The organism is Hydrococcus rivularis NIES-593 (assembly GCF_001904635.1).
In the GTDB taxonomy this organism is placed as follows: Bacteria; Cyanobacteriota; Cyanobacteriia; order Cyanobacteriales; family Microcystaceae; genus Hydrococcus; species Hydrococcus rivularis.
In genome coordinates this window covers 94,590-120,590 of record NZ_MRCB01000008.1, presented here as the reverse complement: position 1 = coordinate 120,590, position 26,001 = coordinate 94,590, and the positions used below count along the sequence as shown (strand labels likewise).

Annotated in this window: 17 protein-coding genes and 1 pseudogene; 10 read left to right on the top strand and 8 right to left on the bottom strand. The window is 46.7% G+C overall.

All coding sequences use genetic code 11. The features are described 5' to 3' along the window. Window positions 1–40: 40 nt before the first annotated feature. The gene (locus NIES593_RS09165; protein ID WP_073599340.1) at window positions 41–3,133 is read left to right on the top strand and encodes a hybrid sensor histidine kinase/response regulator; all 3,093 of its coding nucleotides are present in this window, start codon (window positions 41–43) and stop codon (window positions 3,131–3,133) included. A 94-nt stretch (window positions 3,134–3,227) separates the two neighbouring features. Here NIES593_RS09165 and dusA read toward each other — a convergent pair whose 3' ends face one another. Next, window positions 3,228–4,229, bottom strand: coding sequence for a tRNA dihydrouridine(20/20a) synthase DusA (gene dusA / locus NIES593_RS09160; RefSeq protein WP_073599283.1), 1,002 nt, complete (start codon window positions 4,227–4,229; stop codon window positions 3,228–3,230). Window positions 4,230–4,243: 14 nt separating this feature from the next. On the opposite strand from dusA, the gene NIES593_RS09155 reads away from it, so the two are divergent. From NIES593_RS09155 to ispG, 4 genes are all read left to right on the top strand, one after another. Beyond that, window positions 4,244–4,654 carry a hypothetical protein gene (locus NIES593_RS09155; protein ID WP_073599282.1) on the top strand — a complete coding sequence of 137 codons (411 nt, stop codon included), beginning with the start codon at window positions 4,244–4,246 and terminating at the stop codon, window positions 4,652–4,654. A 78-nt stretch (window positions 4,655–4,732) separates the two neighbouring features. After that, window positions 4,733–5,122 (top strand): type IV pilus biogenesis protein EbsA, encoded by a 390-nt coding sequence (ebsA, locus tag NIES593_RS09150; protein ID WP_073599281.1) that lies wholly within the window; start codon window positions 4,733–4,735, stop codon window positions 5,120–5,122. A 30-nt stretch (window positions 5,123–5,152) separates the two neighbouring features. Further along, the gene (locus NIES593_RS09145; protein WP_073599280.1) at window positions 5,153–6,223 is read left to right on the top strand and encodes a phosphotransacetylase family protein; all 1,071 of its coding nucleotides are present in this window, start codon (window positions 5,153–5,155) and stop codon (window positions 6,221–6,223) included. A 289-nt stretch (window positions 6,224–6,512) separates the two neighbouring features. After that, window positions 6,513–7,736, top strand: coding sequence for a (E)-4-hydroxy-3-methylbut-2-enyl-diphosphate synthase (gene ispG / locus NIES593_RS09140; protein ID WP_073599279.1), 1,224 nt, complete (start codon window positions 6,513–6,515; stop codon window positions 7,734–7,736). Window positions 7,737–7,918: 182 nt separating this feature from the next. Here ispG and NIES593_RS09135 read toward each other — a convergent pair whose 3' ends face one another. Beyond that, entirely contained in the window at window positions 7,919–8,368 is a 450-nt protein-coding gene (locus NIES593_RS09135) for a response regulator (RefSeq protein WP_073599339.1), read from the bottom strand. Then, window positions 8,310–10,227, bottom strand: a pseudogene (locus tag NIES593_RS25470) (ATP-binding protein). Before NIES593_RS25470 ends, NIES593_RS09135 begins: the two are co-directional and overlap by 59 nt. A 428-nt stretch (window positions 10,228–10,655) precedes the next feature. Here NIES593_RS25470 and ftsH4 point away from each other — a divergent pair. Then, entirely contained in the window at window positions 10,656–12,527 is a 1,872-nt protein-coding gene (ftsH4, locus tag NIES593_RS09125) for an ATP-dependent zinc metalloprotease FtsH4 (protein ID WP_073599278.1), read from the top strand. Window positions 12,528–12,655: 128 nt separating this feature from the next. On the opposite strand, the gene NIES593_RS09120 is transcribed toward ftsH4, so the two are convergent. Continuing rightward, window positions 12,656–13,228, bottom strand: coding sequence for a DUF4126 domain-containing protein (locus tag NIES593_RS09120; protein WP_073599277.1), 573 nt, complete (start codon window positions 13,226–13,228; stop codon window positions 12,656–12,658). A 301-nt stretch (window positions 13,229–13,529) separates the two neighbouring features. Here NIES593_RS09120 and NIES593_RS09115 point away from each other — a divergent pair, with 301 nt between their 5' ends. The 4 genes from NIES593_RS09115 to NIES593_RS09100 all read left to right on the top strand — a co-directional run bounded on the left by NIES593_RS09115 (window position 13,530) and on the right by NIES593_RS09100 (window position 18,564). Beyond that, entirely contained in the window at window positions 13,530–14,825 is a 1,296-nt protein-coding gene (locus tag NIES593_RS09115; protein WP_073599276.1) for a Glu/Leu/Phe/Val family dehydrogenase, read from the top strand. A 198-nt stretch (window positions 14,826–15,023) separates the two neighbouring features. Then, a complete protein-coding gene (locus tag NIES593_RS09110) occupies window positions 15,024–16,223 on the top strand; it encodes an ABC exporter membrane fusion protein (RefSeq protein ID WP_073599275.1) in 1,200 nt (399 codons plus the stop codon). An 87-nt stretch (window positions 16,224–16,310) separates the two neighbouring features. Continuing rightward, window positions 16,311–17,498 carry an ABC transporter permease DevC gene (devC, locus tag NIES593_RS09105; protein WP_073599274.1) on the top strand — a complete coding sequence of 396 codons (1,188 nt, stop codon included), beginning with the start codon at window positions 16,311–16,313 and terminating at the stop codon, window positions 17,496–17,498. Window positions 17,499–17,802: 304 nt separating this feature from the next. Next, on the top strand, window positions 17,803–18,564 hold the full coding sequence (locus NIES593_RS09100; protein ID WP_073599273.1) for a DevA family ABC transporter ATP-binding protein: 762 nt from the start codon (window positions 17,803–17,805) through the stop codon (window positions 18,562–18,564). Between the two features lie 60 nt (window positions 18,565–18,624). On the opposite strand, the gene NIES593_RS09095 is transcribed toward NIES593_RS09100, so the two are convergent. The 4 genes from NIES593_RS09095 to NIES593_RS24030 all read right to left on the bottom strand — a co-directional run bounded on the left by NIES593_RS09095 (window position 18,625) and on the right by NIES593_RS24030 (window position 25,899). Continuing rightward, the gene (locus NIES593_RS09095; protein WP_073599272.1) at window positions 18,625–19,401 is read right to left on the bottom strand and encodes a M48 family metallopeptidase; all 777 of its coding nucleotides are present in this window, start codon (window positions 19,399–19,401) and stop codon (window positions 18,625–18,627) included. 310 nt (window positions 19,402–19,711) lie between these two features. Continuing rightward, a complete protein-coding gene (locus NIES593_RS09090; protein ID WP_073599271.1) occupies window positions 19,712–20,755 on the bottom strand; it encodes an AI-2E family transporter in 1,044 nt (347 codons plus the stop codon). A 190-nt stretch (window positions 20,756–20,945) separates the two neighbouring features. After that, the gene (locus NIES593_RS09085) at window positions 20,946–25,769 is read right to left on the bottom strand and encodes a translocation/assembly module TamB domain-containing protein (protein WP_073599270.1); all 4,824 of its coding nucleotides are present in this window, start codon (window positions 25,767–25,769) and stop codon (window positions 20,946–20,948) included. Further along, entirely contained in the window at window positions 25,753–25,899 is a 147-nt protein-coding gene (locus tag NIES593_RS24030; protein WP_175561085.1) for a hypothetical protein, read from the bottom strand. The genes NIES593_RS09085 and NIES593_RS24030 overlap by 17 nt, the downstream gene beginning before the upstream one ends. Window positions 25,900–26,001 lie beyond the last annotated feature (102 nt).

The following is a 26,001-nucleotide window of genomic DNA, read 5'->3' as shown; positions in this document are numbered from 1 at the left end:
TTGCGAATTGCGAATTGTCAATTGTGAATTGCGAATTGATATGACTGCTGACTCGGAAATCCGCGATAGCGCCTACAGACAGTTCCTCGAAGAAGCCCCGGAGCTGTTGGGAACAATCGAGCAAAATCTCCTGACCCTGTGCGCCGAGCCAAGGAATCGCAACGTCCATAGCGTCATGCGAGCTATGCATACGCTCAAAGGAGCCGCTTCTACGGTTGGACTGGAGACAATAGTTGCCCTCGCCCATGCCTTCGAGGATATCGTCGAGAGCTTCTACCATCCCGACCTGATCGTTGACATAGAATTGTTCTCGATGTTGCTGGCTGGTTTCGATCGCCTGCGCCATTTGGTAACGGCAAAACTGACCGAAGCCGCGATCGACGAACGCGAGGTTTTGCAGGAAGCCAACGACCTATTCGCGCAACTGCGGGCAAGATTGGGCAAGTATTACGGGCAGCAAAACTCGTTTGCCACGCCTCCAGAGAAAGGAGAGTTCGATCTCGTTCGAGCCATTTTTGAAGTGGGAGTCCAGAAGCGCTTGGAAGCCCTGGGGAAAATCCTGCTCAAAGCCAAGGAAACGGACGAGATAGCGGCTAATTTGCGCTCTGAGCTAGAGCTACTGGTAGGCTTGGCAGACTCGCTGAATTTGCCAGGATTTGCTCTAATTGCGAAAACCGCCTTGAGAGCCGTGGAAGTTCGTCCTCAAGAAGCCGCGACGATTGCTAAGGTGGCCTTAGATAATTTGCTCCAGGGACAGGAGCAAGTCCTAGCAGGCGATCGCGAACGGGGCGGCGAACCATCTCCAGAATTGTTAAAAATGGCAGAAGCGCCACCTCAAGAGACCGATCGGTCTCAAGCCTCGCCATCGGAAGATATTTGGGAGGAATTGGAACTCGCCCTTGCCGAATTCGAGTCCGACAAGAGCTTGCCAGCCTCAGATGCCGACGAGCAGCTAAATTGGGACAGTTTAACCGAGCTAACCGAGAGCCTGGGCGATTCCTCGGAACAAGCCGAATCAGCTCCCTGGCTCGAACAACTCTGGAACGAGAGTGCGAACGTCCAGCCTGCCTCCGAAGCCGAACGGACAGAGGAATTGGCTCAAAGCAACGCGATCGCCACTCCAGAACCCCTGCCAGAACCCACCGTACCCCAGAGCGTGCGAGTCAAACTAGAAGGCTTGAAGCGCATCGATCGCGCCTTGGGAGAAATCCAAGTTTATAATAATCGCCAATCGTCGGATCGCGATCGGCTCCAGCACACCCTGCAAAACTTAATCGAATCCCAGAAACATCATCAACAGACAATCGAGCGCCTGCGCGATTGGGTTGAAAAAATCGCCAGCCAACGAAAACAGACAGAAGCTTCGCTCGCTCCCTCTCGCCTTGCTTACCAACAAAGAGACTCCTATAGCGAGCTGGAATCTCTTGCTCGCAGAGCGCTAGTAGAAACGGGTCACCTGCAAGCCGCCATGGAATCGCTAGAGCAAATCGCCAACAGCTCTCAGCAAGCATCGCAAAAACAGCAACGTTTGGTGTCCGACCTGCAAGACGGCCTGATCGAAACCCGCATGGTTCCCCTGGCAGAGGTGCTCGATCGCTTTCGCCAGACAGTCCGACAACTGGAGAACGTTCACCTCAAACCCGTGCGGTTGCAACTGAGCGGAATCAATATTTTAGTAGATAAAGCCATCGCCGAGAAACTCTACGCGCCTTTGCTGCACCTGATTCGCAATGCTTTTGACCACGGTATCGAACCGGCTGAAGTGCGCCGCCAACACGGAAAATCAGAAGTCGGTCAGATCGAAATTCGCGCCTATCAACAGGGATGGCAAACCGTTATCGAAGTTAAAGATGACGGTCAGGGATTGGACTTCGATCGCATTCGCGATCGCGTCGTCGCCCTCAATCTGTTTGAACCCGAAGTTGCCAGCCAATTATCGACCCAGCAACTGTCAGAGCTGCTGTTCGAGCCGGGATTTTCTACCTCCTCGACAATTAGCCAACTGTCAGGACGCGGCATCGGTTTAGAGACCGTCAAAGCAGAAGTAGAAGCTCTCAATGGGACTTGTACGGTGCGGTCGGAACCCTATCGGGGAACGACCTTCTCCCTGCGATTCCCCATGACGCTAACCATTGTTAAGTTAACGGTCGTGCAAGCCGGAAAAATGCTCTACACCCTGCTCTCGGATACGGTAGAAAAAATCCTGCTGCCCGACGAGCGCCAGTTCGTGCGCTCCCAAGGAAGAAAATTTCTTAGCTACCGTTTGGCGGAAGACCCCATCCTCGTGCCCGTGCATAAACTGTCGGAGCTAGTTGCCTACGGATCGCCCATTGCCCAGAAAGCGAACCGCTCGTCGGCAATTGAAGACCAAAAGCCAGCAAGCGATCTTCACAGCTATCTACTCGTACTCCGCTACGGGGAAAAACTTATCGGTTTAGAAGTCGATCGCGTTTTTGGCGAGCAAAAAACGACTATCAAACCCCTCGGCAGCGCGATCTCCCCTCCGAATTACGTTTATGGTTGCAGCGTTCTCGATCGCGATCGCCTAGCCCTCGCGATCGACGGTAGCCTCCTCGTCGGGCAAGCTCAAACCTCGGCAAGGCAGGTTAGCGACGCTCCTCCCTCATACGGATTCAAAGCCAATCTACAACCAGCCCTACCTCTAAGAGACATGCCATTGCTCGCGCCAAAAACTCCGGTTCGACAAATAGGTCTGTCGCCCTCGCACTCTGCTATTTTGGTTGTTGACGATTCGATTAGCCAGCGCCAAAAAACCGCCTCGCTTCTGCAAAAAGCAGGCTATCGGATCGTGCAAGCGAAAAACGGTCTCGACGCGATCGAACAACTGCAAATGGATCGTCAAAAAATTCGGTTGGTGATTTGCGATATCGAAATGCCGCACCTGAATGGCTTTGAGTTCTTAAGCTACTGTCGCCATCGCGAAGAATGGGCAAAGTTGCCCATTGTGATGTTAGCCAATCGCGGCGGCAGGCAACATCGTAAGATTGCCCTGGGATTGGGCGCGACTGCCTACTTTACCAGACCTTATATAGAATCCGATCTGCTTTCGACAATAGAGAGCGCGATCGCCCGTTCTCTTGATGACTTCGCTCCCATTATAAAAATGTCCTAACCATAATGCATAGTGCTATAACCACTAACTAATCTCCAATCCAAAATCCTTTCATCCAAAATCGAAGGACAAAAGACAAATGACCAATCCAAAATTATCTTGAATTGAGAACTTTTGCTAAAGCTTCCCGCAGCACTTGAGAATCGGCGCCGGGGAGATGGGCATTTTCGCTAATGTATCGCTTCCATGCTTTAGAACCCGCTTGTCCGGCAAAGAGTTCGAGCATGTGTCGGCTGATGGCGTGGAGCTTCCAGCTTTTTTTGAGCCAATAATCAATGTAGGGAAGCATAGATTCAACGACTTCGCGACGGGTGGGAGGAGTCACCTTCTCGCCATAAATATCGCGATCGACCATAGCGAATAGGAAAGGGTTATCGTAAGCAGCACGCCCGATCATGACGGCATCTACCGATTTAAGCTGCTCTCGAACTTCGGCTAGGGTGGTAATTCCGCCATTGATCTCGATAAACAGATGGGGAAACTCTTGCTTGAGACGATGGACGTCCCCGTAGCGCAGCGGGGGCACGGTGCGGTTTTCCTTAGGACTCAAGCCTTGCAGCCATGCTTTGCGGGCGTGTACGGTAAAGCGACGGCAACCCGCCTCCGAAACGATGCGGACGAAGTTAGCCATATCTTCGTAGCGATCGCGATCGTCAATGCCAATGCGATGCTTGACAGTAACGGGCAAATCGACAGCTTTTTGCATGGCTTCAACTGCCCGCGCTACCTTCTCCGGCTGTGCCATCAAACACGCTCCAAAATTGCCTTCCTTAACCCTAGAGCTAGGACAGCCAACATTGAGGTTAATTTCATCGTAACCCCTATCTTCGGCAATCCGAGCGCATTCGGCTAATTCTATCGGGTTGTCGCCGCCGAGTTGCAGGGACAGGGGCTTTTCTTCGGGAGAAAAACCCAAGAGTTTATCGCGATCGCCTCTCAAAATTGCTGCCGTGGTTATCATCTCGGTATAGAGTAGAGTACGGCGAGTAATCTGGCGCATAAAATAGCGAAAATGGCGATCGGTTCGCTCCATCATCGGGGCGATGCTAAGAGGATTGCCGCTGAGTTTTCTTTGTCCGTTATCGTCGAGCATCATGGAATGGACAGTATATGCCACAAGGTCCTAACTTTATCGTCACATTTCTTTATTATTTCGCCACTACGACCCTAATCGTGCTTCTACTCGCATCACAGGGAATGGGAATGAGTTTGGAATCGAGATTTCCCTATCAGTTGGGCACATTATGCGGATTAGTAGCCGGAATACTCGGAGCCTACTTCAATCGTAGCGCGACCATTTCGACCACTTTCCAAAACCCAAAAGCCTTTAGGAAGCAGTTAGACACAGCCCTCGCCCAAATGGGTTTCGATCGACAAACCCAGCTTGACGATTTCGTTGTCTATGAAAAATCCGCCCTAAAAACGATGTTTGTTGGCAAAATCTTGGTCAAAATTGACGAAAACTCGGCAACAATTATCGGTCGTTCCGGCAATCTCAAGCGGCTCAAGCAGCTTATCTGATAGTTATCTTCTCTGGCGGGGTACTCTTAGACTAGAGAAATGCAATTTCCGCGTCAATATCTCAATATCTAGTCAGTTATGTCTACTACTATCGATAAATTAGAGCCTGCTGGCAAAGCCGAGGTTATCCTCTACATGCCCTACTATCCCAAAGATAAACATGCCATCCTGCCCTATGCGTTGACCTTATATTCCAAAGGCTATCTAGAAGGACGGCGCCACATTGAAGGAGGTGAAGGGATTCCTTTTGTTGCTACCTGGTTCGTTTCCAAACTTCCAGCTGAATTGACTCGCTGTCGATTGCAATTTGAGGGACAGGCAGAATTAAGCTATGAGATAACTATCTCCAATTCGGAATTTGTCAATTTTCTAATGGATGCCATCACACTTTTTAAAGAAGGGGGTGCGGCAGATTTTCCCCAAGCCTTTTACCGAAAACTACTACGTTTTGATGTAGCTGAAGTATAGTGGATCTATCCATGGCTAAGGAGTAAAGAGGTGGCAAAATCTGCCAAATATCTTTTGGTTGGGTCGATCGAAGCTTGTAGCGGCAAAACGGGAATTATCTTGGCAATTGCCCGTCAGTTACAAGAAAAGGGGTTATCGATCGCTTATGGAAAACCCATAGAAACCCGTTTGAGCGATTTAGCCGCCGACAACGAAGAAGGAGACATACAGGCGATCGCCAATCTGCTGAAGCTATCTGAAAAGCAAGTGCGTTCGCCGTTGTTATCCCTCGATGAAAAAACGATCGAACAACGCCTGCAAGGCGAAGATGCCATAGATTATCCTCAGTTGTTAAAACACTACATCCAACAGCTTGAAGGAGATTTAGTTTTTTTGGAGGGAGGGGGAACGCTTTTAGAAGGGAGTATCTTTGGTCTGTCTGTCGAGCAAATGGCTCATAATGCCGATGCTTCCGTGTTATTAATATCTCGCTACACTTCTCCTCTCGTTACAGATAATCTTTTAGAAGCGAAAAAAGACCTCGGCGATCGCCTCTTAGGAGTTTTAATCAATGATATCTCCAGCGATCGGTTAGAAGAAGTACAAAATTTCGTCAAACCTTTTCTAGAGAAACGAGGAATTGCCGTTTTTGGAACGTTGCCCAGTAGCAGTTTGTTGCGCAGCGTCAGCGTTAGAGAAATTGCGCGTCAATTAAAAGCTCAAGTCTTGTGCCGTCCGGATCGGTTGGACTTTATGGTAGAAAGTTTAACTATTGGGGCAATGAACGTCAATGCTGCCTTAAAATATTTTCGCCAAGGAAAAAATCAAGCAGTTGTCACGGGCAGCGATCGCACCGACTTGCAACTAGCGGCTTTAGAAACCTCAACCAGTTGTCTGATTCTCACGGGTAACGCACCGCCCCAACCCCTCATTCTCAGTCGCGCCGAAGACTTGGAAATCCCTGTTTTGGCCATCGATCTCGATACGTTAACAACGATAGAAATTATCGATCGCGCTTTTGGCCGCGCGCGCCTTCAGGAACCAATTAAAGTTGAATATATTCAGAAATTGATGGCAGAATATTTTGATATGGAGCGATTTCTGAAAAAGTTGGGCATATAGTCAGTCTATAGATCCAGCTTTAATAATTGGCTCAATGAACGCTATTTTGGCAATTTTTTTGCTATTGCTTCTAGCAGTTGATTCCTCTTGGTATTAATAACAAGCATCGCTCATTATGTGCTTATGTTAAATTCACGAATTCTTATTTTATCGATCGGGTTTTCTCATAATAAGTTTTAAGTCTATTGGCATTGCCGATCGCGATCGCTTTCTTGAAATAGGGGTCTCCTCGACGGTTAAGATAAAAAGTAATTCTGGATAATTGCGCTCCAAAGTTTATCAAAAGGTTATGCAAACGCTGGACAGTTCTATACAAGCTACTACGAATTCTGCTCCCGAATTTGACACAGTAATCCACCGACGCAAAACCCGTCCTGTCAAAGTCGGAGATGTCACCATTGGCGGTGGCTATCCGGTCGTGGTGCAGTCTATGATTAACGAAGATACCTTAGACATAGATGGTTCGGTGGCTGCCATTCGCCGCTTACATGAAATTGGCTGCGAGATTGTCCGCGTTACCGTGCCCAGTATGGCTCATGCTAAGGCAATGGCAGAAATCAAAGACAAACTCGCCAAAACCTACAAGCCAGTGCCTCTCGTAGCCGACGTTCACCATAACGGCATGAAAATCGCCCTCGAAGTTGCCAAACACGTCGATAAAGTGCGGATTAATCCGGGGTTGTATGTCTTTGAAAAGCCAAAAGCCAATCGCACTAAATATACGCAAGCAGAATTTGATGAAATTGGCGAAAAAATTCGAGAAACCCTGGAGCCTCTAGTGATTTCTTTGCGCGAACAAGGAAAAGCAATGCGAATCGGGGTAAATCACGGTTCTCTAGCCGAGAGGATGCTATTTACTTACGGCGACACCCCAGAAGGAATGGTAGAGTCTGCCATAGAATTCATTAGAATTTGCGAATCCCTCGATTTCAAGAACCTCGTTATTTCTCTAAAAGCTTCTCGCGTTCCCGTCATGTTAGCTGCCTACCGCTTGATGGTCAAGCGCATGGACGAGTTAGGCATGGACTATCCCCTCCATCTAGGCGTAACCGAAGCAGGAGACGGCGAATATGGTCGGATTAAGTCAACTGCTGGCATTGCTACGCTACTAGCTGAGGGAATTGGAGATACCATTCGCGTCTCTCTCACAGAAGCACCAGAGAAAGAAATTCCGGTTTGCTATAGTATTCTGCAAGCGTTGGGACTGCGGAAAACCATGGTGGAATATGTGGCTTGTCCGTCCTGCGGTCGCACTTTATTTAATCTAGAAGAAGTCTTGCATCAAGTGCGAGAAGCAACTAAACACCTCACGGGATTGGATATTGCCGTCATGGGGTGTATCGTTAACGGACCCGGAGAAATGGCAGATGCAGACTACGGCTATGTAGGCAAACAAGCCGGATATATTGCTCTCTATCGCGGACGGGAAGAGATCAAACGAGTTCCTCAAGACAATGGCGTGGAGGAATTAATTAATCTCATTAAAGCCGATGGTCGTTGGGTAGATCCTTAGCGATCGCAATTGACAATTCGCAATTAATAATTCAAAATTGCGAATTGTTAATTGTTAATGCCTCTTTTCTTGGCTATCCGAAAAAAATCCTGAAACTATTTAACCCAGATCTTGCACCATTCTCAACAACTGCTGTTGTAATTAATTTTCTGTTAGCCCGCAATCAATTGGCGAGCAGGTCTTCATTCAGACGGCAAGATGACGGTTTCTAGCCAAAACTCTTCAATTCCTTGGACAATTTTGAAAAGTTCGGCTAGATTGCGAGATTTAGAGATGTAACAATTGACATTCGAGTCGTAGCTTTGAAAAACATCGTCCTCGTTTCTTGAGGTAGTCAAGACGACTACGGGAATGCGTCTCAGATGGGGATCGGCTTTGATTTCTGCTAGAACTTCTCGACCATCCTTTCTTGGCAAATTGAGATCGAGCAAGATGAGGTCGGGACGCGGTGCGTTGACATACTCTCCCTCTCGGCGCAAATATGCCATGGCATCTGCCCCATTTCTAACTGTCACCATTTGATGCGGGATTGGATTGCTTTTAAACGCCTCCTCGATTAGGCGAATGTCGGCTTTATTGTCCTCGACTAAAAAGATAGTTCTGGGCTTTCCGTGTCCTTGTGCGATCGCCATCCCGTCCTCCTACTGGAATAGTAAAATAAAATGTTGCGCCTTGACCCAATTCTGACTCGACCCAGATCCGACCTCGATGACACTCGACAATCTTTTTACAAATCGCCAATCCCATTCCCGTACCAGGATAATCTTCCCGCGTATGCAGGCGTTGGAAAATGACAAAAATGCGATCGGCAAACTTGGGATCGATGCCAATGCCGTTATCTTTAACGGAAAATAACCAAGCGTCCTCGATTCGTTCGGCACCGATATGAATTTCTGGCAGTTTTTCGCTGCGGAATTTGATGGCATTGGCGATCAAGTTTTGGAACAGTTGCATTAACTGAGTGCCATCTGCCATGATAGTTGGCAAGCGATCTCGCGTAATCTTTGCATTGCTTTCGGCGATGCGTCCCCGCAAATTCGCGATCGCTTTTTCTAAAGCCGCTTCTGCATCGGTGAAGGCGAACTCAGCACCTTGCATATCTACTTTCGAGTACGCCAATACGTCATCGATCAGCGTTTGCATGAGGCTGACTCCCTCGACAGTATAGCCGATGAACTCTTGAGCATCTTCGTCGAGTTTTTCCCGATAGCGCATCTCTAATAATTGTACGTAGTTCGCCACTTGATTGAGCGGTTCTTGCAAGTCGTGGGAAGCGACATAGGCAAACTTCTTCAGTTCTGCATTGGAACGTTCTAAATCTTGCGCCAATTGCGCCAATTCATCTGCTTGACGCAACACGATATTAACAATTGCCTTTCTCAACTCTAGCGCCGCTTTAATTTCGACTTGTTTCCAAGGTAGAGATTTCAGGCGAACCGTTTCTTTCCACAATTCAAAAGATTTACGAGGAGATAGGCGTAAATTTCCCTCAAGCTGACTTGTTTCATAAGCTTTATTAGGGTCGCCTCCCCAATTAACCGTTTGAATGACTTCTGGACGGAACCACAAAACGTAGTTTCGCTTAGAAATTGGAATGGCTAACAAACCGCTAGCAACGTCTTTAAATTTTTCTGCATCTGAATACAGTCGAGGCAAAGACTCAGTATAGAAAACTTCTTCATTGACATTGCTTTGCAGCCATTGAACGAGATAATTGAGGTCTTCTTCGTTAAATTGAAAGCGTTAGATCTAACGGCTGTTGGCTAATTGGATTATTAATGGGAAAGAGGTTAACAGGCTTAGCCTTAGCATCTGGAATTAAGCGGATGTAGTTAGAACTAAATAATCTTCTCGCTGGTGCGGGAATATCTGATTCGGGATAGTGCAGTCCTAAATAAGATTCCAGACTTTCTAGCTTATCTTCTGCGATAACATCTCCATGGTTTTCCTCATCAAATTTATAGAGCATTACCCTGTCAAATCCCGTCAATTTTCGTACTTCTTTGACGATGATTTGACAAAAATCGCGAAGATTTGCAGTTTCTTCAAGCTGATTAATAGAAGCTTTCGCCAGGTGATAAAAACTCAGAAATGGGATATTTTCTTGTGAGATAGCTGGTTCTAATTCCAAAATTAAGAATCCATCTATATTGCGATGAAAAATGCCATCAAAAACAACATAGTCATCCTCTTTTACTCTTGCCCAAAGCTTACTGGGGTTGATGAAGTCTAGATTATCATCAGTTACTCCCTGTTTGATTCTTTCTATTTGAAAAGGATCGAAGATCTCCTCAAGTGTTTTCCCCAGTATATTTTCGGGATTGATTCCGAAGATATGATAAGTATTATTACTAGCTTGTACGATCTTGAGTTCGGGTTCTTCTAGAACGAAAACAACGCCATGAGGTTGAATTTGACCGCGAATATGTATTGCTTCTTGTTCTAGAGTATGTAGATTAATATCTTGTAAAGTTTGATTGATGGCTACCATAATATCCCCCTGCTTGTTTGCGCAAAGATTGAACCTTTCATCTTTTTTGAGTTTCTTTTGACTTAAATTCTCCTCTACAATTTCTGTAGCGTTCTAAAACTTATAACAAGATAAATAATATCGCGTTTTGTAGGATAAAAATAAGGTTTTTTGCCTTTTCGATATGTTAATAATTGCAGTCAAATCATTAATAATTGTCTTATTGTCTTGCGTTTTATTAAGTGCCGCTCTCAAAAGTATCAAAGATCGTGTTAAGCCAAGGGAAATATCTCCATATAACCAAATAATTTATATTTGGTTTTTAAAAAGTTGAGATAACCGAACCCAATATTACGGTTATGTGCCGCGATCGCCCCAACCAAGTTCCATGAAGAAATCTTACAATTATTAGAGAAAAGCTCTTCGATCTATAAGAACACTTCATAGCAATGGGTATTAAAGACAAACCGCCATCTCGTCCTCGCCAGATAGGAAACATACTCCTTCTGCTGGCGGGACTGTTCTTTTTGGCAAATTTATTTTTGCCTCAGTTATTTGGGCCTGCCATTCCATCAGTGCCTTATAGTCTATTCATCCATCAAGTCGATGATGGGGATGTCGCCAGGGTTTACGTCGGTCAAGACGAAATTCGCTATCAACTCAAAGGAGAAGATGACCAACTCGGACAAGTTCTCAAAACTACTCCTATCTTCGATCTCGAATTGCCGAAGCGATTAGAAAGCAAAGGAGTAGAGTTTGCGGCGGCACCGCCTTCTAAAAATGGTTGGTTAAGCAGTATCCTTAGCTGGGTGATTCCTCCTCTCATTTTTGTTGGGATCTGGCAATTTTTCCTCAGTCGCAGCGGTGGAAGTCCATCAGGCGCTCTCTCGTTTACCAAGAGTAAGGCTAAAGTTTATGTTGAGGAAGATGCCACGAAAGTTACTTTTGATGATGTCGCTGGCGTAGAAGAAGCTAAGGCAGAGTTAGAAGAGATTGTCGAATTTCTCAAGCAACCCCAGCGCTATCTCCAAATTGGGGCGAGAATTCCCAAAGGCGTTTTGCTTGTCGGACCGCCGGGAACGGGTAAAACTTTGCTTGCTAAAGCCGTTGCTGGAGAAGCAGGGGTACCTTTCTTCAGCATATCTGGTTCTGAGTTTGTAGAACTTTTTGTCGGCGCGGGTGCTGCACGAGTGCGCGACTTATTCGAACAAGCCAAGAAACAAGCCCCTTGTATAATTTTCATCGATGAATTAGATGCCATTGGCAAGTCTCGCGCTAGCGGTGGATTTGTTGGCGGCAATGACGAACGCGAACAAACTCTCAACCAGTTATTGACAGAGATGGATGGGTTCTCGGCATCAGATGCTACCGTAATCGTGCTAGCAGCGACTAACCGCCCGGAAACCCTCGATCCAGCGCTATTGCGTCCGGGACGTTTTGACCGACAAGTTTTGGTCGATCGCCCCGATTTATCCGGTCGCTTGAAGATTCTAGAAATATACGCTCAGAAAGTCAAATTAGACAAAGATGTCGATTTAAAGGAGATCGCAACGCGAACTCCTGGCTTTGCTGGCGCAGATTTAGCTAACCTAGTCAACGAAGCCGCCCTGTTGGCTGCCCGCGAACGACGAGAAACCGTTTCTCAAGCTGATTTTCGAGAAGCGATCGAGCGCGTCGTCGCCGGACTGGAGAAGAAAAGCCGCGTTCTGTCCGATAAAGAAAAGACCATCGTCGCCTATCATGAAGTCGGTCACGCTTTAGTCGGTGCTGTGATGCCCGGTGGCGGCAAAGTGGCAAAAATTTCTATCGTTCCTCGCGGTATGGCGGCTTTAGGTTATACCTTACAAATGCCGACCGAAGATCGTTTCCTCTTGTCTGAATCCGAATTGCGCGATCAGATTGCCACCCTTTTGGGAGGACGCGCCGCCGAAGAAATCGTCTTTGGTAGCATCACCACTGGGGCGGCAAATGACTTACAGCGTGCTACGGATTTAGCCGAAAGAATGGTGACGACCTACGGCATGAGTAAGATTTTAGGTCCGTTGGCTTACGAAAAGGGTCAACAGAATAATTTCCTCGGCGATGGTATGATGAATCCGCGCCGCATGGTGAGCGACGATACGGCAAAAGCCATTGACAAAGAAGTCAAGGAAATTGTCGAACAGGGTCATCAACAAGCGTTAGCAATCCTAAGACAGAATCGGGATTTACTCGAACAAATCGCGCAAAAAATTCTGGAAACTGAGGTCATTGAAGGAGAAGAGTTACAGAACTTGTTGAATCAAGTTCGTCCTGTCGAGAAGGTTGCTGCTGCGGTTTGAAAACCCGCAAGCAATCTCTAGAAAACTTGAGAAGCCTGCTATCGGTGCAGGCTTTTTTGTTGGGGACGCGATCGCACTATGAGCAGTATGATTAGAGATTAGATCGATGATAGATGTAGTTGACTTCTCTAGCGATCGATACGAAGGTTTTTTTTCCCTAAATACCAGCGTCGCCATTCTTGGGAGCTGCGAACTGCTAGCCATAGCAGGAAAATGGCAATCAAACCTCCCTGTTCGGGAGCTTTCAAGGCAAAAAAAACGAGACAAATACAAAGAACATCTTCTAGACAAACCATCCAGATAGGAAGACCTCGCAAGCGAAAAAACCATCCTATCTGAACTAGCTTGAGAACCAGTGCCAAGAGTCCCCCCACTAACCCAATCAACCAAATAGGTAGAATCTCCAAACGGGTAATATTGACGACGGTCATACCCATCAAAGCACCCACAAACGGGCTAAAGACTAATTCGATCGCCTGCAAAGTGCGCTGTCCTAGTAAGCTTTTGGAGCCGAACAACTCAAATAACGACCAACTGGTGAGAACGGTCAAGACAACTTTGGGATCGAAGTTAGACAGCACAGGAACATTCGACCACAATTCGTCGCTGCGCAATAAGCCAAGAATCAAAAGAGGAAGAGCAATTCTCATACCAGCGGCGGCTGAGGCAGAAAGTACGGCTAGAAGTCCGGCGACAAGCATTATTAAAATGAGGCGAAAAGAGAAACCAACCGTTAGGAACTCTATATCTAGTTTAGGGGCTCGCAGATGCTCTTCTCGATCGCGGAGGTCAAACTTTTTCTTTCCGATTTTTGCGGGTTTTTCATATCATAAAACTAAAAAATAAAAAGTAATGAATTACACTATTTTTTAAAATTTGTAGCAGCATCTACTTTTTTTGTGATTTAATGAAAATAGATAGAAATTTTATTTTTCTGCTCTTTTGAGGCGCAAACATTAAGTCTGCCCTTATTCTCTCTCGCTTTTAAGGAGCAATTTAAATATGTCTCGCTCTCTGCTTGCCGATGCTAGCATTAGGCTAGAAACTGCGTTAAAATACGTTTCGATTTCTGAAGATGCGAGCGAGCGCCTGAAATATCCTAAAGCTAGCTTGAGTGTTTCTATTCCCGTGCGAATGGATGATGGTTCCCTGCGGATTTTTCAGGGGTATCGAGTACGCTACGACGATACGAGAGGTCCAGGCAAAGGAGGGGTACGCTATCATCCCAATGTTTGTATGGATGAGGTGCAATCGCTCGCATTTTGGATGACTTTTAAATGTGCCTTGTTGAATCTTCCCTTTGGCGGTGCAAAAGGGGGAATTACGCTCAATCCGAAAGAATTATCTAGACAGGAATTAGAACGATTGAGTCGCGGATATATCGAAGCGATCGCCGATTTCATCGGTTCTGATATCGACATTCTCGCGCCCGATGTCTACACGAATGACATCATTATGGGCTGGATGATGGATCAATATAGTATTATTCAGCGAAAAATCAGCCCTGGGGTCGTTACAGGCAAGCCTCTGACTATGGGAGGTTGTCAAGGGCGCGATGCCGCTACGGGAACAGGAGCTTTCTACGTTATTAGTGCGCTTTTACCCAAATTCGATTTGATTCCCGAAAAAACGACTGTTGCAGTGCAAGGATTTGGGAAAGTTGGTATGCCAATAGCAGAATTGCTCGCTAATGCAGGATACAAAGTGGTGGCGGTTAGCGATTCTCAAGGCGGAATTTATGCAGAACAAGGACTAGATATTCCCAGCATCCGACAATACAAACAGCAACATCAAATTATTAAAGGCGTTTACTGTGAAGGAAGCGTTTGTAATATTGTCGAACACAAAGTTATCAGCAATGCAGAACTTTTAACTTTGGATGTAGACGTGTTAATTCCGGCAGCTTTGGAAAATCAAATTACACAAGAAAATGCCCCCGATATCAAAGCTAAATATATTTTTGAAGTTGCTAACGGACCTACAACATCTGAAGCCGATAAAATTCTAGAAGCTAGGGGAATTCATGTTTTTCCAGATATTTTGGTCAATGCGGGCGGCGTAACGGTGAGTTATTTTGAGTGGGTACAAAACCGTAGCGGATTGTATTGGAGTTTGCAGGAAGTCAATCAACGACTGAAGGAAAAAATAGTCGCTGAAGCGGAAAAGGTTTGGTCGATCGCGCGGGAATTTTCGGTTTCTATGCGGACTGCTGCTTATATTCATGCTTTGAACCGTTTGGGAGAAGCCATGGATGCCAAAGGCACTAGAGATTATTACATCAGCGGTTCTATTGGTTAAAGATAATACCAATTCGCAATTCGCAATTCGCAATTAACAATTAACAATTTGCATCGATCATCTGTAGCGTTCTTTTTTAGAAATGGTATAACTTGTTCCGAAGGCTTCTTTATTAAGATCGCATACCAGTCAGTCAGTAGGTTATAATAACCAATAAGACATACCAGTCAGTCAGTAGGTTGTAATCATTAAAAGATCATGCAAAAACGGCTGCATCAAAAGAAGGTCAATCCCTGGGTAATTGGTAGTGCGATCGCTGCTTTTCTCGGCGTAGGAGTCAGTTACTATAGCTTGACCCAGGTAAAAACTCAGTCGCCACCGCCCACGCCCACGGAAACGGTTGTCCGCGCTACAGCCGTGACTGCGCTGGGACGATTAGAACCTCAAGGCGAGGTGATTAAGCTGTCGGTAGCCAATGCTCAAGATAGCCGAGTCAACCAACTGCTAGTGCAAGAAGGCGATCGCGTCAAAGCCGGACAGGTCATTGCGATTCTACAAGGACTCGACAAGAGAAAAGCAGCTTTAGCAGAAGCCGAACAAAATTTGGCGATCGCGCGCGCGAAATTGGCTCAAATTCAGGCAGGAGAGGCAAAGACAGCAGAGATTGCGGCACAACGCTCCAACATTGCTCGCCTAGAAGCACAACTGCGTACCGAAACTACGGCAAGAAAAGCAGAGATTGCCCGTGCCGAAGCTGCGCTTCGCAATGCCCAGACAACCTATCGGCGCTATCAAACATTATATCGAGACGGAGCCGTCAGTGCATCCGATTTAGATAACAAGCGGGAAAGTTTTGAAACAGCCCAAGCACAACTCAACCTGGTGCGGGCACAACTAGAGACTACCGTATCCACTCTACAAGAACAGATCCAACAAGAGCGATCGCTCCTCAACAAACTGACAGAAGTACGTCCGGTGGACGTGCAAGTTGCTCGTGCCGAAGTAGACTATGCTATTACCCAAGTAACCAGAGCAAAAGCCGAACTCGATGACTTGTACGTGCGGGTTCCCGTTGCGGGTCAAATTCTCAAGATCAATACCCGCATTGGCGAACAAGTCAATACCAGCGAAGGAATTGTAGAACTCGGACAAACCGATCGCATGTACGCCATTGCCGAAGTCTATGAAACCGACATAGGCAAAATCCGAGTCGGTCAGCGGGCGACGATAATCAGCGAACACGGGGGGTTTGAGGGCGAGTTAGGCGGCACTGTAGACCATATTGGTCTGCAAATCAAAAAGAAAGACGTGCTCGAATCCGATCCCGCCGCCGAAAAAGATGCCCGCGTTGTCGAAGTCAAAGTTCGCATCGATCCCTCCGACAGCCCGAAAGTAGCGGGTCTAACCAACTTGCAGGTGCGCGTCAAAATCGATCTCGATAAGAAGGTTAGTAGTTAGTAGTTAGTGGTTAGAGGCAACAAATCACTACTAACCATTAACCAATTCATCAGCAACAAATAACCACTAACCCCTAGCAAATCCAAAATGAAACTACAATCGCTCAAAAATCTGCTTACTCAAGTTTCCAAAGAGCCGCTTTTAGGCTGGGCGCAACTTGCCCATCAAAAAGTTCGTTCTTGCGTGGCGATGGCGGGGATTGCCTTTGCCGATATCTTGATTTTTACCCAGCTAGGATTTAACGCTAGCCTCTTTAACGGCGTTACCCGCGTTCACGAGCATCTCAAAGGAGATTTATTTCTACAAAGCAACCGCGCTGAGTTTCTTGCTGATGGTCAGACATTTTCTCGCAACCAATTGTATCAAGCAAACGCAGTGGAGGGAGTCAAATCTGCCAGTCCCTTTTACTATGCCTATGGGAAGTGGGTTAATCCGTGGGATAAAAAGATCGTCAACGTAGCTATCATGGCTTTTAATCCCGCACGTCCAGTTATGGATTTGCCCGAAGTCAACCAACAACTCGAAAAACTCAAGCTACCCGATACAGTTCTGTTTGATAGCCAATCTCAACCCGACTTCGGACCAGTGGCTGAGACTTTGGCAAAAGGAGAAACGGTTACCACCGAACTCTCAGACCGCAGGGTGAAGGTTGACGGCATCTTTGCCTTGGGCAGTACCCTGTTTACGGAAGGGCACATCGTCACTAGCGATTGGAATTATTTGCGCCTGTTTGGAGAAGACAGCATCGATAAGGTTAGCGTTGGCATTATTAATTTAGAGCCTGGTGCAGACTTACAAACAGTACAAAGGGCGATCGACGCACGTTTGCCCGATGATGTCAAGGTGATGAACCGCGAAGAATTCCTGCAATCCGAGAAAGCCTATTGGGATAAGCATCCTGCTGGCGTAATTTTCAACTTCGGCGTGGCGATGGGATTTATCGTCGGAGTGGTGATTGTCTATCAAGTGCTGTATTCGGATGTGAACGACCACTTAGCTGAATATGCTACTTTGAAAGCGATGGGCTACTCAGATCGGCAACTATTGGCTGTCGTTTTCCAGGAGGGAACGATTCTCGCCGTGTTAGGGTTTGTTCCCGGTTTCGCTTCTTCAATTGGAATCTATTCCTTACTTGGAAGTTTAACCCGCATTCCGATCGCGATGGGAGGTGTTGTAGCTTCACAAGTATTTGCGCTGACGATTTTAATGTGTTTGATCTCTGCTGCAATCGCGATGCGAAAACTTCAGTCTGCCGATCCTGCGGATGTATTTTAGTTAGTGGTTAGTAGATAGTAGTAATAACCACTAACTACTATCTACTAACTTCTAACTCCTAAGTCGATTGTGAAGCTTTTTCTAGGTATTTTAAATAGGCGTTGAGATGGCAAGATCGTTAACAACTGGCTTGAGTTAGTTAATCCGATCGCTCCTTAAAAGTTTACGCACATAAGCTCGTCTCAACATTTAATTTTTCCACATCCAATCTAGATCGAATAAATTACGCGCGCCCTTAACTTTATTAATCCCAAAATCTCAACCAAACTCTCATCCACTATCCACTAACTTCTAACAATTAACCATGCTTCAACAACCCGCGATCGCGATTCGCCACCTCAATCACGCTTTCGGCAAGGGAGACTTGCGCAAAAGCGTATTGCATGATGTGAACTTAGAGATCTATCCGGGCGAAATCGTCCTTTTGACAGGACCGTCCGGCAGTGGCAAGACCACATTGTTGAGCCTGATTGGTGGTTTGCGATCGGTGCAGGAAGGCAGCCTCAAAGTCTTGGGGCAAGAACTATTGGGCGCTAGTAAAAAACAACTGGTGCAAATCCGCACTCAAATTGGCTTCATCTTCCAAGAACACCACCTGCTTTCATGCCTGAGTGCCGAGCAAAATGTCCGCATGTCCCTGCGATTGCACGACGACATTTCTATGGAGGAGCGAACCGAGCGAACGGTTTCTATGCTAAAAGCCGTGGGACTGGGAGATCGAATGGATTACTATCCCAACAACCTTTCTGGCGGTCAAAAGCAACGGGTAGCGATCGCGCGTGCCTTGGTTAGCCATCCCAAACTCGTCCTAGCCGACGAACCGACTGCTTCACTTGACAGTAAATCTGGGCGCGACGTGGTAGAAATTATACGGCGTTTGGCAAAGGAGCAGGGCTGTACTATCCTGCTAGTCACTCATGACAACCGCATCCTTGACATTGCCGATCGCATCGTGCATATGGAAGACGGTCGTTTGGCACAAGACATGGCACTTGGGAATGAAGGCGAGGAAATTAAATTTCAAGCCGAAACCTTAATTAATTCCGGTCGTTCGGTAAGGGCATAAATTAGGGTAGGCAGCAGAATAAGAAGCTAGCGATCGACATGTCTTTCTCAACTATAACTATTACGATCCTGCCTGAGGAGAATCAATCAGTTCTCTGAGTCTAGCGATACGATCTTCTGTCGCTGGGTGAGTACTCAAAAATGCGGGCGGTGATGGTTGGTTGCGCAATTTTTCTAAAAAGTCAATCATGGCAACTTGAGGATAACCAGCCCGTGCTAGAGTCTCAACTCCCAGGCGATCGGCTTCATATTCGGCTTCGCGACTGCGGGGACGGTGTATCGCCAGATCTACGCCTAACTGCACCAGCGCTTCATTATCTATACCCGCTGCCGAAGCTATTCCTTGGGCGATCGCGGCTTCTCGCATTTGCTTGATGGTATGGCGAGCGGCAATATGACCGATTTCGTGGGCGAGAACAGCAGCTAGTTGCGCTTCATTATCGGTAGCGTTTAGCAAGCCAGTGGTGACATAGATGTAGCCGCCAGTAGTTGCAAAGGCATTGATCCTGTTATCTCGCACGACTTGAAAAGTATAGGGAATATTGGGACGAGTGCTATTTTTTGCCAACCGCTGACCGACGCGATTTACATAGCGATTTACCCTGGCATTACGATAAAGTTGAAACTCTCGACCGACAAGCTGTCGATCCATCTGCTTGCCGAGCTGAACTTCTTGTTCGTCTGAAATATTAGATAGTTGGACGATTTGCGCTCCTCGCATCAGCAATTCAAACCAAGGAACTGCTAGGGCGGTTTGAGGCGTACCGACGCTGATGCCCAATGCGACTGATAGGCTAATTAATGGATAATACCAATTCCGACGATGGCGAGAAGACATTTTTTTCAGATATCAATAAAAAACAGTTGTTACTCAAAATTTTTAAATAGTAAAATAGATGAGGTAGCTTGAGGCGAATCTTTTCCTTTCTTTTATTATAAATAGTGAAAATTTTTCTGGCAGTTTTATTCCACTAATTGCAAATATTTTTAACTTTTTCCTCTTCGAGATAATTGCAATCGCTCTAGCGGTATATAAAAATCTTACCCAAGTTAGAAATTTTACATTAAATTTGTTAGATCTACTGGAATAGAATGGCAAGACTTAATCCCTACTCAGTTATCTGTAGCCAATATTTTTTTAATTTGTATTACCTAGATTTGCCATTATTATCTAGATACCATTTGTTGAGTACATCCTCAACTAAAACTTCTTTGATCCAGATCTGCAGGACAATCAGCAGAGGGATAGCGAGAAATAAACCCAAAAATCCGAATAAGCTTGCAAAAACAACTACTGCTAAGATAGTGAATACTGGCAACAAATCCACCTCTTGTTTCATAATTATCGGTACTAATACCAAGCTTTCAAACTGCTGAATCGCAATATAAAGCAAAATTACTGCCCCAGCTTTCCAAGGAGAGTCGAGCAAGGCAAGTAGTGCGGGTGGAATAACGCTTAAAGTCGGACCAACGTTAGGAATAAACTCTAATAGACCAGCTAAAGCAGCATTGATCAGAGGCAGCGGTACTCCTAGAATTGACAGCCCGATAAACGAGACCACACCAATGACGAGCATGGCTATGAGAGTGCCTTTAATCCAGCCCACTAAAGAGGTTTCGCACTCCTGGAGAATTTCATCGACGCGCCGCCGATAAAAAGCGGGAAAGGCAAGGATAAAGATCCGTCGATACTGGGAGGGATTGGTTAAGAGCATAACAGTCAGAACCAAGAACAGCAATAAGCTCACGACAGCAGCAAGAGAGTTATTGATGAGAACAAAAAAGTTGCCGATCATTCGCCCTATCCAGGTTTGAAGTTGTTGAGAAAGATTTTCAAACCCCTGGAATCGTTCTAACATCGGTCCCGAAATCGTAGATTGTAGCCAATCAGACCATATTTCCAACTGATTTGATACTTTCGGCAAGAGATTGACCAACTGTTGTAACTGTTCGATAATACGAGGCGCGATCGCAACAAAAAAGCCAACGATCGCTGCCAGTAAAACAACAACTGTAATCGCAATGGCAATTCCTCGCTGGATGCGGTATCGTTGCATTTGCCGTACAACTCGGTTTAAGACGGTTGCCAAAACGACAGCGGCAAAAAAAAGCAAAACAATTTGCCGAATTTGCCACAAAATATAGAGCGAGAGAACAAGAACGAGTAAACCGAGCCATTGCCTGAAATGCACAAAACTGCCTCCATTTATTGCTTGTTTTAGCTGTTATGCTTTTTATTGACGACAATAAAACTTTATATCGGCAATGCGTCATGCTAGAGACTGACTAAGAGATATTATTCGATAAAATAAGGTGCAAGATCTAGATTTTCGCGATCGCTCTTTGAAGAGACTTTGGTTGTTTTTTGTGAGCAACCTTTTACTAAAATCTGCTTTCATACTCGACTAGCGCCCGACTCTCGCCAGCAAAATTAGTAGAGGCACGTACTCTAACTTGGTCGCTAATGCGATAAATTCCGTTGTAACGGAAGGGTTCGTCGGCAGCAAAAACCGTTGACACCGAGAAAGAGATCTTGTTAGTAATGTCAAATACTACCTCTGCCGCTAAACCGAGTACCGAACTATTTTCAGTTGAGTCGGTCACAATAGTAGGAAATAAACGAAATTCGCTGATTCCGATCGTATTGCTCAGTTCGCCAAAGTTTCTTTGCAGGTAGTTAAATAGGGTAGTACCAGCGATGGTGACAAGTCCTTGGGCAGGATCGGCTTGACCGGCACTAAGAGCATTTACAAAAGAGCCTCCCAACAGAGCAACAATTTCTGTCTCGCTGCGGGGAGGATCGCTAGTCAGCTCTAGATTTTGAGACAATTCGCTAGCCGATCCCCGTGCCGTTGCTTGTACGCGAACGGTGCTTACAGATCTAAAGCCAGTTGCGGGAATATCCCTAATCTCGCTAGATAAAAATGGGTCTGAAGGGGCAACGATAATCCTGCCGCCCCTTACCTCCGGTACAGTTGTAACGAGCTGGATATCGAGAATCGGATCGAGTCCTCCCTGGGGAGTGAATCTTGCCGTTTGTTCGTAGCCCGGATCTAGAGTGAATTGAGTCGTAAATAAATTCACTTGTCCCCCTACCAAATTCACGGTTCCTACGGGACGAGGATTATTCAAGGTGCCACCGATTGTTAGATCGCCCTCTACCTCAAAGTCGAGTATGGGTTGAACGGTAACGCGAACATCCTCATCTAGGATCAGTCGCAAATCTGCTAACTCTATCGGCAAGCTGGGTGTAGGAGTTGTGTCCCCTACGGCGAGAGATTCTATCGCTTCTAGATTTGTAGCTGGGGTAGAAGTTTCTTCACCTCCTGCGGCTGCGATCGCGATTTGACCGTTCCTTAAAATAATCTTGCCGCCAATGTCCGGCGATAGAGCCGTTCCCGTAATAACGACGTTGCCGCTAACTCCTCCTTGATAAAGTCCTTCAAGATTGACATTCAAATCCTCTAGGGACACGGTAAGGGGATTAGTCGCCGCTAACTGCTGGGCTGCTTGAGTGGTAAAAATGGGCAAAACGCCCTCAGCGCTCAATTGCTCGCCATCGTACTGCGCTTGAATGCCCTCAACAACAATGCGATCGTCATTAAATTGTACCGTACCCGTCACGTTCGTTAGCGGTTGCGGTAAAGCCTGGGCTTTAAAGGTAGCATTTTCAACCGAGGCGGTTCCCCTCACTATCGGCTGGTTGAAAGTCCCCTCAACTGCTACGTTGACTTGTCCTTGACCGTCTACCCAAGCGACTGCATCGGTAAATAAATTCAATAGCGCCAAGCCTTCATCTTGCACGTTAGCTTGAAGACTAATGCGATCGCGATCGGACTCGATGGAAGCAAACGGTAACACCAGGGGGATATTTCCTGTAATTGCTACTGGCTGCTGCGTCTGTGCTACCAATACGGTACTGTCAAAATTCAATCGTGCATTGTTATAGTTAAAGTCGAGTTGGGCTGATTCAAGGGCGCGATCGTTGACAGTCCCCTCAACCAGAGCTATCTCGCCTGTGGCACTGGGATTTTCTAAACTGCCTGCTAAGGTGGCGATTGCGTTTAATCTCCCCGCAACCTGCACGGGTAATTCTGGCAGGAAAGGCTCTATCAGTGCCACTGGTAGTTCTTCTACTCGCACCTGTCCCGATAGTTGCTGTTGACTCAACTGTCCGGTAAAAGCTACGAGTGCTTCACCGAGATCGACCTGTAAAGGTTGTAGCGTCAAAGCGCCATTATCATAAGTCCCTTGAGCAACTATCTCGTCAATCGTGTATTCGCCCCATAGCCAATCAGTACCGAGGAGATCGAAACTGACGTTAAACGCTGGCTGCAATCCCGGCTCTAGGGAGCCGGAAACAGTAATCTTTCCATTGATGATGCCGTTCAATTCTGCCAATGCAGGGATGGTTGGCTCTTGTCGCCGTTGGCGCTGTCGTGCTAGCAGAGCTTGAATTTCCGAGAACCGACGCAGTCGATCGAGTACGGGGGCATTGGGCAAACCGACAGATAGATTTTGAAGGATTTCTGCTCCCGCCAGTTCTGTGGGTTCTAACCCGGTTACTATATCTTGATAATCAAATAAACCTAGCGTTTGTAAGACATTTTCGATTCTGGCAGAGTCTAAGTTAATTTGGAATTGAAAAGCTTGCCCAGCCTGCAAATCGCCAGTTAGAGCGATACGACTCTCACCCCGTTGCAATTGAGCCTCTCTCAACGTCAAATCGCCATCTTCATAACGGATGCGCCCTCGGAATGCGTCAGCTGCGATTGGGACTACTCTGGGTTGCGCGATCGCGATATCTGCTACAACAGTAGACTCGGCTATATCCTCTGCTAAATCGATAGCTAAGTTCCCGGAGATATCCCCAGCAATCGGTTCAATGTTTTGTAAAACATCGCCAGGAATCGCGTTCCTGAGTACCGCGATGGGAAAATCTTCGAGATTAACGATTAGATTTTCGTCTTCAGTTCTGCCAACTGCCACCGCCTCATTCCGTCGGACAAAGAATTGAGTCGGACGGTTTTCGGGGTCGAGAACGAAGGCAATTCGATCTTGTCTTCCCGCCACCTGGAGTTCTGTGCGCTGTCGTGCTTGATAATTTAATCTTCCCGTTAAAACTGACTCGAATGCTAAATCGTTGACTCTGAGGTTTTGTAGCCAAATATTGCCAACAGCATTGGGAGCGTCTGGAGATCCCGTTACTTGTCCTGTAAAATCTGCTGCACCTGCCAGCACTGTATTCCCAGGAAGGTTCAATCCAAGGTCTGGCAGGTTGTAATCCTCTGCTCGTACATTGAGATTGAAGCCTACGATTTGGGGGGCTTCTGCTCCCTCTAACCGAACGGCGACCTTTCCATTGGCATTAAATCCTGGCGCAGTTGCGTTGTCAACGATAATTTGCTGACCGTTCCACCTGACTTGTGCCGTTATCGGTCGCTCGATTATGGCTAATCCTTGGGAAAAGCCCACCCGTCCTTGCGCTCGAATGTCTGAGGGAGCGAATGAAGTTCCTTCTAAACGCAGATCGGCGCTAAATCGCCCCCGCAAATCCTGAGAAAACTGGTTTAATGCTACGCCAGAAGCATTGACGACGGCTTGAAACTGACCATCGACAATTTGACCGTTACCTGTCACTCTACCGCCTGCCACCTGGAAAATCGCATCCCGGATTAGAGTCGTTCCCTCATTAGTAATAACAACTTGCGCCGTGCCGGGATAGGTGGCTTCGGGCGCTCGCAATTGGGCTAGAGTTTGTATGTTGCCAGGAGTTCCCGCAATCTGTGCCGTTCCCGATACATTGCCGATAGTAAACGGGGGTGAGGTGCCATACTCTCGCGCGATCGCATTTCCTGGAACATTCCTCGCTTGAAAATTCAAAACGAGTTCGTTTTGACCTTCTAGGTTAAGCCGACCGCTGCCAGTTACCTGACCTCCTACGGTAGGAGTCCCTTGAATGCTAGCAAAGATAAGCTGCTCTGGTACCAGGCGAAAGCGAGTGCGAATGTTACTAAATTCAACGCGATCGACGGTCGCGGTTTGGATCGTGCTAGCGGTTCCGGTTAAAATCGGTCGTGCGATCGCGCCTTGCAAACGAAGATCGGCTCTAACCGTTCCAGCCGTAGGAAATGGCAGATCGACATCCAAAGTATCCAAAACGTTTTTGACGCTAACGGCTTGTACGTTACCTGAGAGGTTATAACCCTTGAGGGGATTGATGACCCCCTCAACTCGAACCGGAATTCTGCCATAGCGCGTAGAAACGTTTTCTAGGACTATATTCTGACCCGATTGGAATAGCAGTCTCCCTTGAGTATTGCTGAATGCTTGGGGAAGATTTTCAATTTGGACAGTGACGCTATTCAAGCTTACCCAACCCAGGATTATGGGGTCTTCTGGGTCGGGTTGTAATTGTACGATTAAGTTAGCGTCGGCACGACCCCCAAACGGGTCAACGGGCAAATCGACTAATCGCCTGACATCGCTTGCGAGAACATTTTGCCCTTGGATGGCGAGGTCGGTTTGTTCGATATCGGGGCGCGTTTCTCCAGTGATGGCGACTTTGCCTCCTCTGGTGGGTTGACCGCTAACTTCAAACTGAATGCGATCGCCTTGTTCGAGTAATCGAGCGATTCCATTGACTTGTGCGATCGCAACCGAACCTTGTGGTCTACCGGGTTCGGGAGTTGGTACTAACACTAGGTCGGCATTTTGAACCTGAATCGTCTGCAAGTCAATCTCAATGAGGTCTTCCTCCCCTTCTTGGGTCTGAATTTCAGTCTCAACCCAACCACCGTCTTGTGCCTGTTCGAGGTAAATTTCAGGCTCGATTAATGTGACATTAAGCGGCAAGGTTCGGTTTAGAACAACCTGCCAGAGGTCAAACCTGACTTCTACTGCCTTTGCTACTAAGCGATCCGGATCGGTAGGAGTGGCGGGGATAGATGCAGAGTTAAATCGCAGACTATTTAAAGAAAAATGCTCGATTTTCCCAATTTCTACGGGTCTTCCGAGCAATTGCTTGAGATCTCTTTCTAATAGCGGTGCTAGTCTTTCGTGGATAAATATCCATGCCCACCAAGCGCCTCCCGCGATCGCCACTAGCAAAATTCCCCCGATCGCAAGACTGGTACGGCTTAAGAGAAGAAGCCACAAACGCCGATTAGAATTGGGTTCGGGTTGGTTATTAGAGGAGTGAGTCATCTCTCATCATCGATACCATTATTTGGGTATCCCGTTCGTTGCGCGATCGCTCTAGAGCGGCAAAATCAACCGATGTATCTCGAAAAGTTTGAGTTATAAAGACTTCAATAATTTTATCTATCTTAGACAATAGTTAGGTTGGCTTGCAGCAGACAGAGATACTAATATCCGTTTTCATTTAATATTGGCTTTTTTATGCATAAATTCTTGAAAATTTAGGCATCAAAATTCT

Coding starts and splice junctions, on each gene's coding strand:
- NIES593_RS09165 (WP_073599340.1), top strand. CDS start 41: ATGACTGCTGACTCGGAAATCCGCGATAGCGCCTACAGACAGTTCCTC.
- dusA (WP_073599283.1), bottom strand. CDS start 4,229: ATGATGCTCGACGATAACGGACAAAGAAAACTCAGCGGCAATCCTCTT.
- NIES593_RS09155 (WP_073599282.1), top strand. CDS start 4,244: ATGCCACAAGGTCCTAACTTTATCGTCACATTTCTTTATTATTTCGCC.
- ebsA (WP_073599281.1), top strand. CDS start 4,733: ATGTCTACTACTATCGATAAATTAGAGCCTGCTGGCAAAGCCGAGGTT.
- ispG (WP_073599279.1), top strand. CDS start 6,513: ATGCAAACGCTGGACAGTTCTATACAAGCTACTACGAATTCTGCTCCC.
- NIES593_RS09135 (WP_073599339.1), bottom strand. CDS start 8,368: ATGGCGATCGCACAAGGACACGGAAAGCCCAGAACTATCTTTTTAGTC.
- ftsH4 (WP_073599278.1), top strand. CDS start 10,656: ATGGGTATTAAAGACAAACCGCCATCTCGTCCTCGCCAGATAGGAAAC.
- NIES593_RS09120 (WP_073599277.1), bottom strand. CDS start 13,228: ATGCTTGTCGCCGGACTTCTAGCCGTACTTTCTGCCTCAGCCGCCGCT.
- NIES593_RS09115 (WP_073599276.1), top strand. CDS start 13,530: ATGTCTCGCTCTCTGCTTGCCGATGCTAGCATTAGGCTAGAAACTGCG.
- NIES593_RS09110 (WP_073599275.1), top strand. CDS start 15,024: ATGCAAAAACGGCTGCATCAAAAGAAGGTCAATCCCTGGGTAATTGGT.
- devC (WP_073599274.1), top strand. CDS start 16,311: ATGAAACTACAATCGCTCAAAAATCTGCTTACTCAAGTTTCCAAAGAG.
- NIES593_RS09100 (WP_073599273.1), top strand. CDS start 17,803: ATGCTTCAACAACCCGCGATCGCGATTCGCCACCTCAATCACGCTTTC.
- NIES593_RS09095 (WP_073599272.1), bottom strand. CDS start 19,401: ATGTCTTCTCGCCATCGTCGGAATTGGTATTATCCATTAATTAGCCTA.
- NIES593_RS09085 (WP_073599270.1), bottom strand. CDS start 25,769: ATGACTCACTCCTCTAATAACCAACCCGAACCCAATTCTAATCGGCGT.